Raw genomic sequence first — 15,929 nt, forward strand, 5'->3', positions numbered from 1 at the left:
ACCTTCACCACGGCCCACGACGGGTTTTATACTCATCGCGTCCAAAAAATATTTTTATTGTTACCGAAAAAGGCCGCAACCCGGGGCCCCCGGCGCGCCGTTTTCAGCCCTCGCCCAGCAGGCACAGCAGCGCCAGCACCGTCAGCATAATCCGCCGGATGGCTTTTAAGGCGTTGAAAACCAGGTTGCGCACCGATTGCGGGTTAAGCGCCATCACCTCGGCGATGCGCTCGTAGGAAAAGCCGTCGAAAAACTTCAGGTACAGCGCCTCGCGCTGGCGCTTGGAGAGCCGGTTGAGGGCCCCCAGCAGGCGGGCGCGCTGCTCGGCGTCGCTTTGCTCGGCGATGAGGAACTCCTCGTGCGAGTAGATCACCTCGAACGAGTCGGGGCCGGCGGGCAGCGCGTGCTGCTGCCGCAGCCGCTGGGTTTCGTCGGCCAAGTGGTGGCGGAAGGCCTTGAACAGGTACGCCTTCACGACCTGCACAGCGCGCAGGCCCGCGCGCCGCCGCCAAAGCTGCTGGAATAGGTTTTGGATGCAGTCCTTCACCAGCTCCTCGTCGCCGGTCAGCTTCAGGCCGTAGCCGTACAGTGCGTCGTAGTAGGCCTCGAAGAGGGCCGCCAGCGCCCGGGCCTCGCCGCCGCGGAAGGCGTCCCAGAGCTGCGCGGCGGCCTCTTCGGTGATGGTGTGCACAGGGTAGGCGGCGGGAAAGGCCGGGGGGTTTGGGAGGCGAACAACGGCCGCGGGGCCCCAGCAACGGCGGGCCCGCCCCGCGGTGGGCTTCAAAAGTAGTTCGTGGCCCGCCGGGGCCCTACTCCTCGCCCCGCACCCGCTTGTACACCGCAAATTCGTAGAATGGGCGCAGCAGCCGCACCACGTCGAGGGCGTCAGCCAGGGCTTCGTGGGCCACGGCGGTGTCGTCGAACTGGGCGCGGGCCTTGGCGATGGCCATGCTGGGCAAGCGGCTGTCTTTGCGCCAGTTGAGGTACAGCAGGGCGGGGTCGATGGTGGCGGGCTCCGACTTAATAATCGTGCCCCAGCCCGGCAGCTGCTGCAAAAAGAGCAGGTCGAACACGGCCACGTTCTTGCCGGCCAAAATGAAGCGCACCCGGTCCTTGGGGTCGGGCCGGAAGCCCTCGGCCACCAGGAACTCGCGCAGCTGCGGCAGCACCTCGGCGGGCGTGCAGCGCTCGGCCGGGGGCCCCAGGGTGGCGTCGGCCAGCTCGGCCAGCAGGCGCGCGTTCAGCACCAGGGCCCCCGGCGTACCCACAATTTCGGGGTGCACCAGCAGCCGGCGGAAGGTGGGCAGCTCCGCCAGCGGGCGCGGGCGCTTGGTGTCTTCCACCACGGCGGCCAGCTCCAGCACTTGGTGCCGCAGCGGGTCGGCGCCGCTGGTTTCGAGGTCGAGGGAAACGTAGCGCATGAGCAGCGGGCTAAAAAAAAGCGCCCCTTCCGAAACGAAAGAGGCACTTTTCAGTGGAAAGGAAGGACTTAAGTCAACCTAGAACGTCTTGTGGAACCAGTCCTTGATGTCGTCAATGGCGTGGCCCGTTTTCGCTTGCAGCTGGCCGAACCACTCGTCTTGCTTACCCTCCTGGTAGGTTAGGTCGTCGTCGGTGAGGTTGCCCCACTTCTGCTTGGCCTGGCCCTTGATTTGGTTCCAGTCGCCGCGGGCTTGGTACTCGGTGCTTTTTACGTCGGCCTGGGTATCGGCGCTGTTGGTTTTACCGTTGAACCAGTTTTTGATTTCGTCGATGGTGCTGCCGGTTTTCTCTTGCAGCTTGCCGTACCATTCGTCCTGCTTGCCATCGGCGTAGGTCAGGTCGTCGTCGGTGAGGTTGCCCCATTTCTGCTTGGCTTCGCCTTTCAGCTGGTTCCAGTTGCCACGGCCCTGCAGCTCGGTGTTATCGTTCAGGTTATTGTTGTTAACGTCCATGACGGGGAATGTTTTGAAGGTTAAAAAAGAGGACTGGGGTGGGAAGGGAGGTTGTGGGGAGTTGTACGGCCGCGCTTTCGGTTTGGTTAGCGTGGGCCGGGCGGAAGCCGGAATTTTGTTGGTGCCCCGTGGGGCCCTACAAGTGGGAGGCAGCCGCTGTCAGTAGCACCGCCACCAGTACCACCCACACCCCCGCACCGGTGCCGTAGCCGGCCCAGGCCCGCTGGCGCTTAGTGCGGTTGGCCTGCTGCTGGTAGCCGCGCTGGTAGTCGGCGTCGGCGAGCAAAGCCGGCTGTGGGGACTGGAAGTTGCGGGCCTTCACGTCGATGCTGCTGATGATGGCCGCCGGCACCAGGCCAAATACCGGCCCGGCGTAGAGCGTAGTTCCTAAGGTGCCCCAGTACGGGCCGTGCTGGTTGTAGTGCGCGGCGGCGTCGCGGCGGCCCAGCCCCACCCGCTGCCCGGCGTCGAGGCCCGGCAGCAAGTCGGCGGGGCCCCCGGCGGCCGCCTCGGGGTGCAGCACCTCCTTGGTGCCGTTGGCGTAGCGCACCAGGAATACCTCGGCCACGGGCAGCGCCAGCGTGTCGGGCGCGGCCGGGGCGGCGGGCAGGTAGCGCAGCACCGTGGGCGTGAGGGTCACCACGCGGCCCTGAATTTCCTGCCCGTCGAGGCGCAGGATGGTATCGGTGCCGGGGGCCGCCTGGGCCCGGGCTTGGGCGGGCAGCAGGGCCCCCACCAGCACCACGAGTAGCAACAGCAGCTTTTGCATGGCTTTGTTAATAAATGGGTTGATTATCAAAAATTTGAACGCTACCGATGCCGCGAATTGAAGCCTACCAGCAGGCTAATGCGGGCCCCGCCGTTGCCGGGCACCACGGCCAGGTTGACGGGGAAGTTGAGGCCGCTTTTGCTGCGAAACGACGTGCCCAGCGCCAGCACGATGTTGGCCCCGATGGGCGTCAGGTTGGGCCCCAGCCCGAACTCAAACCCCTTGGGCCCCCGGATGCCCAGGATGCCGCTGATGCTCGGGATGAACTTGTTCTGCTCGAGCCCGCCCACCAGCGGCACAAATTCGGCCAGGCCGCTCACGCCGTTGGGCAGCCGGAACAAGCGCGTTTCGAACTGCCAGCCAAACTGCGTGAGGAACGGGTTAAGGTCGTGGTAGCCTGGCTCCTGCCGGCCGCGGTCCAGAGGCCCGGCGGTGAGGACGGTGAAGCCGATGCGCGGGCCGCTGAGGTGCACCTCCTCGTCGGGGAATACTACGTCGCCGGGCACGTCGGGGCCCGTGTGCGGCGTGGGGGCCAGCGCGGGCGCGGCCAGGTACGGCGCCGCGGGGGCCCCGGGGGCCGTTCCAAACACTTCCTTGGCCCCGTTGGCGTAGCGAATCATGAACACCTCGGTTTTGTACACGCTGATGAGCGGGCCGTCGGGGTTGTCGGTGCGGCGGTATTTCACTTCCGAAGGCGTGATTTCCAGGATTTTCACCTGCACCTCGTCGCCGTTGCGCTTGGTGAGCAGGTCTTGGGCCCGGGCATGGCCGGCGGCCACTAGCAGGGCCAGGGACAGGAAAAGTAAACGGAGCGACATCGCAAAAAGGGTTTGGTGAAGAGGTAGCCCAAAGGTGCAGGGCCCCGGGCCCGCGCCGTTCACCAAAAAATCAAGTCGTCAGACTTTTACCCTGGTAATCATAGGGCAAAATACCCTGTGATTACCAGTGTATTAACTGAATAGTATCCGACATTTTAGCAAAGCGCTATATTGCAGGGCCCCGGCAAATCCGGGTCCGGTTTTGCGCTTCCTTTGTGGGCCATGGACGACCTCCGCACTGCCCTGCTCACCCTCAGCCCCGACGACCGCACCGAGTTTGGGCGGTTTCTCCAGCGCCAGCGCCAGCGGGTGGCCGGCCGCCAAGACGTGCGCCTCTACGAACTGCTGACGGGCCCCGCCCTGGGGCCCGCCGCGCTGGTGGCGCGCCTCTACCCGGCGGGGCCCAACGCCGTGGCCTACTACGCCGTGCGCAAGCGCCTGCTGCTGCACCTCACCGATTTCCTGGTGCTGCGCCAGCGCCAGCACGACGCCACGGCCGCCGCCGCCGTGCGCGGGCACCTTACCCTGGCCCAGTACCTGTTCGGGGCCGGCGTGCCGCGCCTGGCCTGGGGCACGCTGCGCAAGGCCGAAAAGCAGGCCCGCGACCACGAGCAGTACGAGGCCCTGAACGCGGTGTACAACCTGCAAATCCAGCACGCCGGCACGCCCCACGCCGAGCCCCTGCCCGACGTGCTGCGCCGCCGCCACGCCAACAAAAAAGCCGCCGACGAGGAGGAGCGCGCCAACATTGCCGACAGCCTGCTGCGCCACCGCCTGCGCGAGGCCCGCACCCAGGGCCGCCCAGCGGCGGCGTTCGACGCCATTGTGCAGGAAATCCTGGCCGAGTACGACTTGCAGGAAGCCTTCGCCCGCTCGCCCTCGCTGCTGTGCCGCCTGCTCAGCATTGCGCGCAGCGGCATGCTGGTGCGGCGCGATTTTGCTTCGTTCGCCCCCTTCGCCGAGCGCTGCTACGGGCTGATGGCGCGCCGCCACGGCTTCGCGCCGGCCCAGCGCGGCTACCAGCTGCGGCTGCTCTACATGCTGGCCCACGCGCTGTACCGCACGCGCCACTTCGCCGAATCGGTGCGCTACCTTGAGCAGGGGCGGGCGGTGCTGGCCGACGGCGGCCGGCCGCTGGTCGAGTTTGGGCCCCGGTTCACCTTTTTGCTGGCCGCCAACTACGCCTTCCTTCGCCGCAATGCCGAAAGCATTGCCCTGCTGGAAGGGGCCCTGCGCGCCGCGCCCGCCCTGCCTGCGCTCGACGCCATCACGGCCCGCCTCCAACTCACGTTTCACTACTTCGCCGAAGGCAACTTCCACAAAGCCAACCACGTGCTGCTGCGCCTGGGCCGCACCGACTACTGGCTGGAGCAGCACATGGGCCTGGAATGGCTGCTGAACCGCAACTTGGGCGAGCTGCTCATCCAGTTCGAGCTGGGCGCGGCCGACGTGGCGCTGCTCCGCCTGCGGGCCATCGACCGCGGCCTGCGCGAGCGGTTTCCCGCCGGGCCCGCCGGGGCCCCGGCCGCCGGGGGGGCCTACCGCTACGTACTCAGCTACCTGGCCCTGGTGCACGAAATATTGGAAGACCCCACCGTGGCCCAACGCCCCGCCTTCGCCCAAAAAGTAGCCCAAATGCCCGAATTCTGGCCCCTGGAGCGCGAAGACTTGCAGATCCAAAGCTTCTACGCCTGGTTGCGTGCCCGCATGCTGGGCCGTCCCTACTACGAGGTGCTACTAGAGGTAGCCACCGGTTGAGGGCCCCCAGCCGCAACCGTGCCCGCCGCTGGTAGCGCGCACAAAAAAAGCCTGAACCCCGCAGGGGCCCAGGCTTTTGGCGCAGCGGCGCGAGCCGGTTGCTTAGTTGTTCATGCCTTGCTTGAGGTTGGCTTTGGTTTCGCGGGCCGACTTGGCGGTGGCGTCGCCCAGGGCGTCCATGCGGTGGCCGGCTTTGTCCATGGCCTCCTTGGTGTTGGCTTTGGCTTCGGTAGCGTTGGCGTCCATTTTGGCACCAGCGGCGTCCATCTTGGCGCCCATTTTGGCACCAGTGGCGTCCATTTTGGCACCGGCGGTTTGAGCACCTTCTTTCAGGTTGGCCGAAGCGTTGTCGACGGCGGCACCGGCGGCGGCACCGGCCTGGGTGGCCGTCATGGCCGAACTATCGGTGGTTACGGTCGCCGTGGTACTGCCATCAGCGGTCTGCTCGGTGGTTTTGGTGGTGTCGGTGCTGCAAGCGGTGGCAGACAGGGCAACGGCGGTGGCGGCAATCAGGGTTTTGAAGGAAACTTGCATGGGATTAAAAACAAAAGTGGGGTGAGAATGCGGTCGGTAATCAGCTGTGCCGCCAAAAGGTAACCCAACCGTGGGGGCCCCCGGCAACGGTTTTTTAACTTTTTGGGCGGCTGGCAAGTATAGCCCGTCATCTAATCTTCCCAAACTGCCGACCCCATGGATTCTACCGCCGCCACCCCGTCCAACGCCGCCCAGCCCGCCGTGCCCTTGTCGGTAACTGACCAACAGGCCACCGCCTTGCTCGACGATACCTTGGCCCTGCTTAGCCATGGCTTACCCGCCAAAGCCGATGGCCCCGGCAGCACCGAGATTGACCGTTGGGCCGCCGTGCTGGCGTCATCAGACCGTCCGGGCCTGGCCAAAATAACCCAGGAGCTCGGCCAGCTCGGCGAGTTGCTGAGCGGCCCCAACGCCGCCTCGCACGAAGTGGCCGAGCTGCTGGCCAGCCTCAGCGCCGAAACCATCAAAGTGGCCGAAACGGCCCCCGGCAACTACGCCGGGCCGCTCGGCAACCTGGGCACGCTGCTGCGCAAAGCGGCTAATTCGTTGTCGCGGTAGCCACCCGCCGGCCGCGTGCCGCCCAGAAGCGCGAACTTTGCCGCCCGCCGCGGCCAAGTTCGCGCTTCTGCCTTTATGCCCGATTTCTCCCCCGCCGACCTCACGCCCTACGACCCGTTTGAGGGCATGCGCTTCGGCCCCGCCACGTGCTTCCTCAGCGGGCAGCCCGTGGGGCCCGCCGACACCGTGCCCGTGTTTGCCGACTGGCTGCAAGTGCATTACGGACTGGCCGACCGGCCCATCCAGCTCCTCGATCAAAGCACCGTGGCCTTCCGCGACCTGTGCCTGCCGGCCAGCCCCGCGGTGCGCCCGCGCCTCGAAGCGCTGGAGGCCACCGTGGCCGCCGCCGCTGCCGAGGGCCCCGACGCCCTGCGTGCCCTCGGCGACGACACGCTGTTTCTGTGGTTGGGCAAGATGTTCTACGGCATCTTCATCACCGAGCTGCTCACCGAATTAGCGCCCCTCATCCGGCCCCGCTACCCACTGGCCGAAAACGCGGCGCTGCTGCGCAAGTTTCAGGTGTTTTTCCAGCTACTCCAAGGCCTGCGCGTGCCCACCGAGTACGCCGACTTTGTGCCCGGCTCGGTGTTCGTGCTCGAAGTAGACCCGGCCGAGGATGCGGTGCCTTTTGAGTACGACGACGACCTCAACACGCTGGTGTTCAGTATTAAAATGGGGCAGTCGGTGCTGGTGGCGTGCCTGGCCGACATCGGCCTGATTGGCCAGGCCATGCGCCAGGTGTACGCCGACGCCCGGCGGCCCCTGCACCCAGTGCAGGTGGCCGAGTTCAAGGCGCGGGTGTACTACGCGGCGCACTTACTGCACATGGTGCCCGACCTGTACCCGCGCCACCCGCGGCCCGGCGACACGCACCTAGTATTCGACGCGCTGATTGACGACGTGGGCGTGGCCATCTTCAACCCCTGGGAAAACGGCGCCTACGCCCAGGCCCTGGCCGAACTGTGGCACCGCTGGGGCATCACGCCCGCCGACGTCAACCGCGACCCCGCTCAACCCCTCAGCTTGCTGTATGCCCCCGATGGTACGCCCCGCTCCGTGGCGCATTGGGCAGGGCCGATAAGGGATTAAGAGCCAGCGCAAACCATTTCTAGCACAATTTGGGGGCCCCGGGACGCGTTCTTCAATAAAATGGCATTTTATTGATAGATTGCCAGTAAAATGGGGTAGCATCGAAAGCCGAATTCAAACTTATGTATTTGGTAAATAGGTCCATTTGTAAACCCGGTTATAGGTTTGGGCTTTGTTTTCAGGCCTTTTACTTTTGCGCTGCCATACCCACCCAGCACTTTCGCCCATGGATTCCTACTCGTATATCGCCAACGCTGATGCGGTGGCCATCGAAACCCTGTACCAAGCGTACCAGCAAAACCCCGAATCGGTAGATTTTGGCTGGCGCAAATTTTTCGAAGGGTTTGATTTCTCGCAGCAATTCCCAGCCGAGGGGGCCCCGGCCACCAATGGCAACGGTGCTGCGGTGGCGCCCGCCGGCCTGGTAACGGCGCCCGCTGCGCCGGCCGCGCCCCAGCCCAACGACTACGGCGTGCTGAACACCGTGGCCTCGACCAACAACGCCCCGGCCGGCCTAGTGAGCAGCGAAAGTGCGCCCAGCGACAAGGAGACGGCCGTCCGCAACCTCATCCACGCCTTCCGCAGCCGCGGCCACCTGCGCGCCAAAACCAACCCGGTGCGCGAGCGCAAGGACCGCCAGCCCCGCCTCGACCTGCCCGACTTTGGGCTGAGCGACGCCGACTTGGACACGGCTTTCCGCAACGGCGAAATGCTGGGCCTGGGGCCCCAGGCCAAGTTGCGCGACATCATTGCGGCGCTGGAAAAAATTTACACCGGCACGGTGGGCTTCGAGTACATGTACATCCGCGACCCGGAGGTGCTGGACTGGCTGCGCGAGAAAATCGAGCGCGAAGCCCTGGCCTTCAACCCCGGCGTGGAGTACAAAAAGCGCATCCTCAAGAAGCTGAACGAGGCGGTGGTGTTCGAGAACTTCTTGCACACCAAGTTCTTGGGGCAGAAGCGCTTCTCGCTCGAAGGCGGCGAAACCACCATTCCGGCCCTGGACGCCATCATTGGCAAGGGCGCTGATTTGGGGGTGCAGGAAGTGATGATTGGCATGGCCCACCGCGGCCGCCTGAACGTGCTGGCCAACATCATGGGCAAAACGTACGAGCAGATTTTCTCGGAGTTTGAGGGCACGGCCATCCCCGACCTCACCATGGGCGACGGCGACGTGAAGTACCACATGGGCTACTCGTCGGAGGTGGAAACGGCTAATGGCAAGAAAGTTAACCTGAAGCTGGCCCCCAACCCCTCGCACCTCGAGGCGGTGAACCCGGTAGTGGAAGGCTTTGTGCGCGCCAAAATCGAGCACCAGTACGCCGGCGACTACCACAAAATCCTGCCCATCCTCATCCACGGCGACGCGGCGCTGGCCGGCCAGGGCATCGGCTACGAGCTGACCCAGATGTCGCAGCTGGAAGGCTACAAAACCGGCGGCACGGTGCACTTCGTCATCAACAACCAGGTGGGCTTTACCACTGATTTTGAGGACGCCCGCTCGTCGATTTACTGCACCGACCTGGCCAAGATGATTGACGCGCCGGTGATTCACGTCAACGGCGACGACCCGGAGGCCGTGGTATTTGCCGCGCAGCTCGCCGCCGAGTACCGCCAGCAGTTCCACGCCGATTTCTTCATCGACATGGTGTGCTACCGCCGCCACGGCCACAACGAGTCCGACGAGCCCAAGTTCACCCAGCCCACGCTCTACAACATCATCTCGAAGCACCAGAACCCGCGCGAGGTGTACAACGCCACGCTGGTGCAGCGCGGCGACGTGGACGCCGAGCTGGCCAACCAGATGGACAAGGAGTTCCGCGATACGCTGCAAGCCCGCCTCGACTTGGTGAAGCAGAAACCGCTGCCTTATAAGTACCAGGCCCTGGAAAATGAGTGGCGTAGCCTGCGCCGCAGCACCAACGAAGACTTCGCCCAATCGCCTGAAACCGGCGTGTCGGAGGAAGTGGTGGCGAAGGTGGCCAAGGCCCTGACCACGATTCCCGACGGCTTCAAGCCCATCAAGCAGATTGACAACTTGCTGCGTGAGCGCCGCAAGATGTTCTACGAAACCCGCGTGCTGAACTGGGCCGCCGGCGAGCTACTGGCCTACGGCTCGCTGCTGACCGAAAACCACATCGTGCGCGTGAGCGGCCAGGACGTGCAGCGCGGCACGTTCTCGCACCGCCACGCCGTGCTGCACGACGCCGAAACCTCGGCGCCCTACAACTCGCTGAACCACCTGGAGGGTGAGCACCAGCAGCTGAGCATCTTCAACTCGCTGCTGAGCGAGTACGCGGTACTAGGCTTCGAATTTGGCTACGGCATGGCCAACCCCACGGCCCTGGTGGTGTGGGAAGCGCAGTTCGGCGACTTCGCCAACGGGGCCCAAACCATGATCGACCAGTTCGTGGTGAGCTCCGAGAGCAAGTGGCAGCGCATGAACGGCCTGGTGATGCTGCTGCCTCACGGCTACGAGGGCCAGGGCCCCGAGCACTCCAACGCCCGCCCCGAGCGCTTCCTCCAGCTCGCCGCCGAGAACAACATTGTGGTGGCCAACGTGACCACGCCGGCCAACTTCTTCCACCTGCTGCGCCGCCAGCTGACGTGGAGCTTCCGCAAGCCGCTGGTGGTGATGTCGCCCAAGTCGATGCTGCGCAACCCGCTGTGCGTGTCGCCGATTGACGAGTTCACCAGCGGCCGCTTCCGCGAGGTGCTGGCCGACGATTACGCCGAAGCCAGGAAAGTGAAGCGCGTGCTGCTGTGCTCGGGCAAAGTGTACTACGACCTGCTCGACGAGCAGCGCACCAGCAACCGCACCGACGTGGCCCTGGTGCGCGTGGAGCAGCTGCACCCCTTTCCGCAGCAACAATTGCAGGCCGAGCTGGCCAAGTACCCCAAAGCCAAGGTGTACTGGGTACAAGAGGAGCCCGAGAACATGGGCTACTGGAACTACCTGCTCCGCTTCATGCGCCGCGAGCTGGAGGACGTGGTAGCCCGCAAGCCCTCGGCCTCGCCGGCCACCGGCTACAACAAAATCCACATCAAGGAGCAGAAAGACCTCGTGGCCCGCGCCTTCGACAACCCCAAGGAAGCCGTGGCCACCGAGCAAATAAAGGAAACGGCCGCAATCGCCAAAAAGCAGGACTAGCCGTACTAAGCGAGCCGCGGCCATTGTGCGGTTGGCCGCCTTGGCCCTCTCCCTGCCGGGGCCCCCTTGCTTCTCTAACTTACACCTTCCAGACGCTTTCCCCACCTGTTGCTCATGCCCACCGAAATCAAAATTCCCGCCGTTGGCGAGTCCATCACGGAAGTAACCATTGCCAAGTGGCTGAAAAAAGACGGCGACGCCGTGAAGCGCGACGAGGTAATTGCCGAGCTTGAATCCGACAAAGCCACGTTTGAGCTGCCCGCTGAGGCTGCTGGTGTACTGAAAATTCGGGTGGCCGAAGGCGAAACCATCGGCATCGGCACCACCATTGCCGAGCTCGACGGTGGCAGCGAGGCCACTGGGCCCCCCGCCGATGCGGCCCCTACTGCTGCGGCCCCGGCCGCCTCCGCGACCGACCCGCTGACGAAAGGTGAAGAAAACCCGCAGGCCAGCGACCAGGCTGGCTACGGTGGGGCCCCGGCCGACCGCCCCGGCGGAAGCCCGACCGCGGCTCCGGTGGTGGCACTTGCCCCCGCCGCTGGCGGTGGCGGCACCGTGGAAATGACGATTCCCGCCGTCGGCGAGTCCATCACGGAAGTAACCGTTGCCAAGTGGCTGAAGCCCGATGGGGCTTTCGTGAAACGCGACGAAGTGATTGCCGAGCTGGAGTCGGACAAAGCCACGTTTGAGCTGCCCGTCGATACCGAAGGCATTCTGCGCCACGCCGCCCAGGAGGGCGAAACCATCGGCATCGGGGCCCTGATTGCCCGCATCGAAAGCGGCAGCGGGGCCTCGGCGGCTGCGGCCCCCGCCGCCCCGGCAGCGGCCGTGCCCCTGGCCCAAGCGCCCGCCGCGCCCAGCGCCGCAACGTACGCTACGGGCGTGCCCTCGCCGGCCGCCGGTAAAATCTTAGGCGAGAAGGGCGTATCCGCCGCCGACGTGGCCGGCTCGGGCCGCGACGGCCGCATCACCAAGGAAGATGCTCAAAACGCGCAGGCCAAGCCCGCCGCTCCCGCTCCGCAAGCTGCTCCGCAAGCTGCTCCGCAAGCTGCTCCGGCGGCGCCCGCGGCGGCCCCGGCAGCGGCATCCGCTGCCCTGGCCGGCAGCCGTGGCCAGCGCCGCGAGCGCATGAGTAACCTGCGCAAAACGGTGGCCCGCCGCTTGGTGGCCGTGAAAAACGAAACGGCTATGCTCACCACCTTCAACGAGGTGAACATGCAGCCCATCATGGACTTGCGCACCAAGTTCAAGGACAAGTTCAAGGAGAAAAACGGCGTGGGCCTGGGCTTCATGTCGTTCTTCACCAAGGCCGTGTGCGTGGCCCTGAAAGAGTGGCCCGCCGTAAACGCCCAAATCGACGGCACTGACTTGGTGTACAACGACTTTTGCGACATCAGCATCGCCGTGTCGGCCCCCAAGGGCTTGGTGGTGCCCGTGATCCGCAACGCCGAACAGCTCTCGTTTGACGGCATTGAAAAAGAAGTAGTGCGCCTGGCTGTGCTGGCCCGCGACAATAAACTCACCATCGAGCAGATGACGGGCGGCACGTTCACCATCACCAACGGTGGCGTTTTCGGCTCGATGCTGAGCACGCCCATTATCAACGCCCCGCAGTCGGCCATCCTGGGGATGCACAACATCATCCAGCGCCCCATCGCCGAGAACGGCCAAGTGGTGATTCGGCCCATGATGTACCTGGCCCTCAGCTACGACCACCGCATCATCGACGGCCGCGAATCCGTCAGCTTTCTGGTGCGGGTGAAGGAGTTGCTCGAAGACCCCACCCGCCTGCTGCTGGGCGTGTAGGGCCCCCAGCGGGTAGCGTAAAAAAACCAGCCTTCGGGCCGCGGTTTCCGTTAAGGCTACGGGCCGGGCACATGCGCCCGGCCCGTAGCCTTAACTTTTTTATGAAAGCCAAGAAACCGAAAGCCGCCAAGTTCAACAAGGACGCTAACTGGCCCAAGCCAGCGCCCACCGCCCGCTTCTGGCCCGTACTGGGCCTAGCCGCCCTGTCGGGCATGCGCACCACCAGCGGCCCCACCTTCCTCAGCCACTACCTGAGTAGGCAGGCCCGGCCCAAGGGCTTGGCCAAGTCACCGCTTCGTTTCCTGCAAAACGCCACCGTGGCTAGCACCCTCAAGGGCCTGCTGGGCCTGGAGTTCGTGGGCGACAAGTCGCCCAAAACGGGCAACCGCACCGAGCCCCAGCAGCTGGGGGCCCGGGCTGCCTCGGGGGCCCTGGTGGGGGCCACGCTCTACAAAGCCCGCGGCGGCAACGCCCTGAGCGGGGCCCTGGTGGGCAGCCTGGGGGCGGTGGCCTCCACATTCCTCACGTTCTGGCTGCGCAAAACCATCAGCGAGCGCACGCATACCCACACGTCGCTCGTGGGCCTGGGTGAAGACGCGCTGGTGGTAGCCGGCGGCTCAGCCTGGGTGGCGGCGCAGGCCAAGAAATAGGGGCCCGGCAAGTGGTTGCCGCGACGGCAACGCCCGGCGTGCAGGTTTGCACGCCGGGCTTTTTTTGCTTAGACCAACCGTACGGGGTAAAACAGCTTCGCTATGAATTTTCCTGCCAGCTAAGCTGCTCAAAATGCCCTCGCCGACTTGCCGTAGCTGCTGGCGGTGATGGCCGCCACCTCTTGCATGACCCCAGCCCCGCACTCGAACTCGCCGGCCATCAACCCCAACACGACGACGGCCCGCAACACAGCGGTGGCCAAGTAAAAGCAGAAGGCCGTGGCCGCCCTGCAAGCTGCAACGCGAGACGGTCAAGGACCTCCTGCTTAACTTGACCAACCAGCTGCACCTGCTCAAGCCCAGCACCAGCGCCACCAAGTTCATCTGCCTGGTGGTGAGCACGCGCGGCACCCACCTGGCCATGGCCTGCGAATCCTACGCGCCAACGCAGAATACCTCAATTATTGGGATAAAGAAACCCAAAGAGCCCAGCCATGATACGGCTGGGCTCTTTGGGTTTTATGGGGCCCCGGGGGCCCCCGGGGCCCCCGAGGCGGCCGGTTTCGCCGTACCTTTGGGCATTCAACCGACCTTTTCGCTTTATATGAACCAGTACGACGTTACGGTAATCGGTAGCGGCCCCGGCGGCTACGTAGCGGCCATTCGCTGCGCCCAGCTCGGCTTCAAAACCGCTCTGATCGAGAAATACCCCACCCTGGGCGGCACCTGCCTCAACGTGGGTTGCATTCCGAGCAAGGCGCTGCTCGACAGCACCGAGCATTACCACAACGCGCATACCACGTTCAAGGAGCACGGCATCGAGCTGGACAACCTCCAGGTGAACATGCCGCAGATGATTGACCGCAAGACCGGCGTGGTGAAGGCCAACGTGGATGGCATCGCCTACCTGATGAAGAAGAACAAAATCGACGTGCTGCAAGGCCTCGGCTCGTTCGTTGACAAAAACCATATCAGCATTGCGCCCACCAGCGGCGGCGAAGCCCAAACGATTGAAACCAAGAACGTCATCATCGCCACCGGCTCGAAGCCCACGGTACTGCCGTTCATCCAGCAGGACAAGCAGCGCATCATCACCAGCACCGAGGCCCTGAACATCCGCGAGGTGCCGGGCAGCATGGTGGTGGTGGGCGGCGGCGTCATCGGCCTAGAGCTGGCCTCGGTGTACGCCCGCCTGGGCACCAAGGTGTCCATTGTGGAATACACCGATAGCATCATCCCGACGATGGATTTGTCGTTGGGCAAGGAGCTGAAGCGGGTGCTGGGCAAAATCGGCATTCAGTTCTACATGAGCCACAAGGTGACCGGAGCCGTCCGCCAGGGCGATACCGTGACTGTGACGGCTACCTCGCCCAAGGGCGAAGAAATCAAGCTGGAGGGCGACTACTGCCTCGTGGCCGTGGGCCGCTCGCCCTACACGGCGGGCCTGAACCTGGAAGCCGCCGGCGTGCAGATGGAAGAGCGCGGCCGCATCAAAGTCGACGCGCATTTGCAAACCAACGTGCCGGGCATCTACGCCATCGGCGACGTGGTGCGCGGGGCCATGCTGGCCCACAAAGCCGAGGAGGAAGGCACGTTCGTGGCCGAAACCATCGCTGGCCAGAAGCCGCACATCAACTACCTGCTCATCCCCGGCGTGGTGTACACCTGGCCCGAGGTAGCCGGTGTGGGCTACACCGAGGAGCAGCTGAAGCAGGACGGCAAGGCCTACAAAGTGGGCTCGTTCCCCTTCAAAGCCAGCGGCCGCGCCCGCGCCAGCATGGACACCGACGGCTTCGTGAAGGTGCTGGCCGACAAGACGACCGACGAAATCCTGGGCGTGCACATGATCGGGCCCCGCATCGCCGACCTCATCGCCGAGGCCGTGACGGCCATGGAGTTCCGCGCCTCCGCCGAGGACGTGGCCCGCATGAGCCACGCCCACCCCACCTACGCCGAGGCCATGAAAGAAGCCTGCCTCGCCGCGACCGAAAACCGCGCCATCCACATGTAATTGTGCGCTTTCTTTGTCTTTATGCGCACAAGACAAAATCTGAGCAACGGCAGCCGACTAGCAATAGCGGCTGCCGTTGTTTTTTTGGTGGGTTGTAAAACTAAGCAGCCTGTTCAGATTCAGATACCAGCTCCTGAGTCGAAAACAATGGCAGCATCAGTGCTTTTTGTAATGCCAACTGCAATGACCAATACTGTAATTCGTGATAGTATTGGTCCACTACAATTGGCTTGGCAGCAGGTTGACCTATTAGGGATGCGAGCGGCGCCTGAAAGCGGAATGAAGATTGATACCCTCCTCGGACGCTTTCTGGAAGTGCGAGAAGTGGAGCAAGCACCCCGGCTTTTTTACAAGTCAAGCTCAGTTTCAAATACCTGGATTGAAATTGACATGGCTCTTCCAGAGTTGGATGGCGACCATTGGCGTAGTGGCAATGTTAACATTTCCTTGGACACGGCCAATTTGGACAGTCAGGGAGGACCCGAAATTTTAGTGACAGCTGAAACTTATAGTATGGGCTCCGGGAGTGGAGGCCGATGGGTCTACAAAGCCGTGTTAGATATTTCCAACAAACCGATTTTACTATTGCGAGGCTGGACCGAGGTAGAGGACGAAAGACACGGTGAAGGCAGTGAGGGCACGCTGGTTGATGAGCTGGACGTAATCTGTGGCCGGGAAGTAGTCATGCGTAACCACGAGATAGTCGTTGGGCCAATTAAAAAGGTTGGTAAGCCAGATTCAACTACTTGCGCTACGCTGACTGCCTTACCACTAGGCCGCTACCGATATCAGAATGGCAAGGTAATGCGCGTTGGAAAATAAAATACAAAGCGCCCAAGGCTCCTTCTGCC

General features: G+C 63.9%; 14 protein-coding genes and 1 pseudogene. 8 read left to right on the forward strand and 7 right to left on the reverse strand.

What is annotated here, in order from left to right:
* Positions 1–103: 103 nt before the first annotated feature.
* The 6 genes and pseudogenes from AXW84_RS01530 to AXW84_RS01555 all read right to left on the reverse strand — a co-directional run bounded on the left by AXW84_RS01530 (position 104) and on the right by AXW84_RS01555 (position 3,521).
* Entirely contained in the window at positions 104–691 is a 588-nt protein-coding gene (locus AXW84_RS01530; protein ID WP_157886752.1) for an RNA polymerase sigma factor, read from the reverse strand.
* Positions 692–809: 118 nt separating this feature from the next.
* Positions 810–1,421 (reverse strand): hypothetical protein, encoded by a 612-nt coding sequence (locus tag AXW84_RS01535; protein ID WP_068227761.1) that lies wholly within the window; start codon positions 1,419–1,421, stop codon positions 810–812.
* 78 nt (positions 1,422–1,499) lie between these two features.
* Positions 1,500–1,754 carry a CsbD family protein gene (locus tag AXW84_RS26470; RefSeq protein ID WP_442905606.1) on the reverse strand — a complete coding sequence of 85 codons (255 nt, stop codon included), beginning with the start codon at positions 1,752–1,754 and terminating at the stop codon, positions 1,500–1,502.
* Positions 1,743–1,934 (reverse strand): annotated as a pseudogene (locus AXW84_RS25425) (CsbD family protein); the annotation flags it as partial. The pseudogene AXW84_RS25425 and the gene AXW84_RS26470, both read right to left, overlap by 12 nt.
* A 136-nt stretch (positions 1,935–2,070) precedes the next feature.
* On the reverse strand, positions 2,071–2,703 hold the full coding sequence (locus tag AXW84_RS01550; RefSeq protein ID WP_157886753.1) for a hypothetical protein: 633 nt from the start codon (positions 2,701–2,703) through the stop codon (positions 2,071–2,073).
* A gap of 41 nt (positions 2,704–2,744) precedes the next feature.
* On the reverse strand, positions 2,745–3,521 hold the full coding sequence (locus tag AXW84_RS01555; RefSeq protein ID WP_068227767.1) for a hypothetical protein: 777 nt from the start codon (positions 3,519–3,521) through the stop codon (positions 2,745–2,747).
* A 222-nt stretch (positions 3,522–3,743) separates the two neighbouring features.
* On the opposite strand from AXW84_RS01555, the gene AXW84_RS01560 reads away from it, so the two are divergent.
* Positions 3,744–5,279, forward strand: coding sequence for a hypothetical protein (locus AXW84_RS01560; RefSeq protein ID WP_068227770.1), 1,536 nt, complete (start codon positions 3,744–3,746; stop codon positions 5,277–5,279).
* A gap of 102 nt (positions 5,280–5,381) precedes the next feature.
* Here AXW84_RS01560 and AXW84_RS01565 read toward each other — a convergent pair whose 3' ends face one another.
* Positions 5,382–5,813 carry a hypothetical protein gene (locus AXW84_RS01565; protein WP_068227773.1) on the reverse strand — a complete coding sequence of 144 codons (432 nt, stop codon included), beginning with the start codon at positions 5,811–5,813 and terminating at the stop codon, positions 5,382–5,384.
* 156 nt (positions 5,814–5,969) lie between these two features.
* Here AXW84_RS01565 and AXW84_RS01570 point away from each other — a divergent pair, with 156 nt between their 5' ends.
* From AXW84_RS01570 to AXW84_RS24335, 7 genes are all read left to right on the forward strand, one after another.
* Positions 5,970–6,371, forward strand: coding sequence for a hypothetical protein (locus AXW84_RS01570; protein ID WP_068227776.1), 402 nt, complete (start codon positions 5,970–5,972; stop codon positions 6,369–6,371).
* 75 nt (positions 6,372–6,446) lie between these two features.
* Positions 6,447–7,460 (forward strand): hypothetical protein, encoded by a 1,014-nt coding sequence (locus AXW84_RS01575; RefSeq protein ID WP_068227778.1) that lies wholly within the window; start codon positions 6,447–6,449, stop codon positions 7,458–7,460.
* A gap of 226 nt (positions 7,461–7,686) precedes the next feature.
* Positions 7,687–10,611, forward strand: a complete 2,925-nt coding sequence (locus AXW84_RS01580; RefSeq protein WP_068227781.1) for a 2-oxoglutarate dehydrogenase E1 component — start codon at positions 7,687–7,689, stop codon at positions 10,609–10,611.
* A gap of 114 nt (positions 10,612–10,725) precedes the next feature.
* Complete coding sequence (gene odhB / locus AXW84_RS01585) at positions 10,726–12,417, forward strand: 2-oxoglutarate dehydrogenase complex dihydrolipoyllysine-residue succinyltransferase (RefSeq protein WP_068227783.1); 1,692 nt, start codon at positions 10,726–10,728, stop codon at positions 12,415–12,417.
* 101 nt (positions 12,418–12,518) lie between these two features.
* Positions 12,519–13,067 (forward strand): DUF4126 family protein, encoded by a 549-nt coding sequence (locus AXW84_RS01590; protein ID WP_068227785.1) that lies wholly within the window; start codon positions 12,519–12,521, stop codon positions 13,065–13,067.
* A gap of 604 nt (positions 13,068–13,671) precedes the next feature.
* Positions 13,672–15,078, forward strand: a complete 1,407-nt coding sequence (gene lpdA / locus AXW84_RS01595; RefSeq protein ID WP_068238806.1) for a dihydrolipoyl dehydrogenase — start codon at positions 13,672–13,674, stop codon at positions 15,076–15,078.
* Between the two features lie 21 nt (positions 15,079–15,099).
* Entirely contained in the window at positions 15,100–15,900 is an 801-nt protein-coding gene (locus AXW84_RS24335) for a hypothetical protein (protein WP_157886754.1), read from the forward strand.
* Positions 15,901–15,929: the final 29 nt, after the last annotated feature.

The sequence above is a fragment of the Hymenobacter sp. PAMC 26628 genome, assembly GCF_001562275.1.
Classification (GTDB): domain Bacteria; phylum Bacteroidota; class Bacteroidia; order Cytophagales; family Hymenobacteraceae; genus Hymenobacter.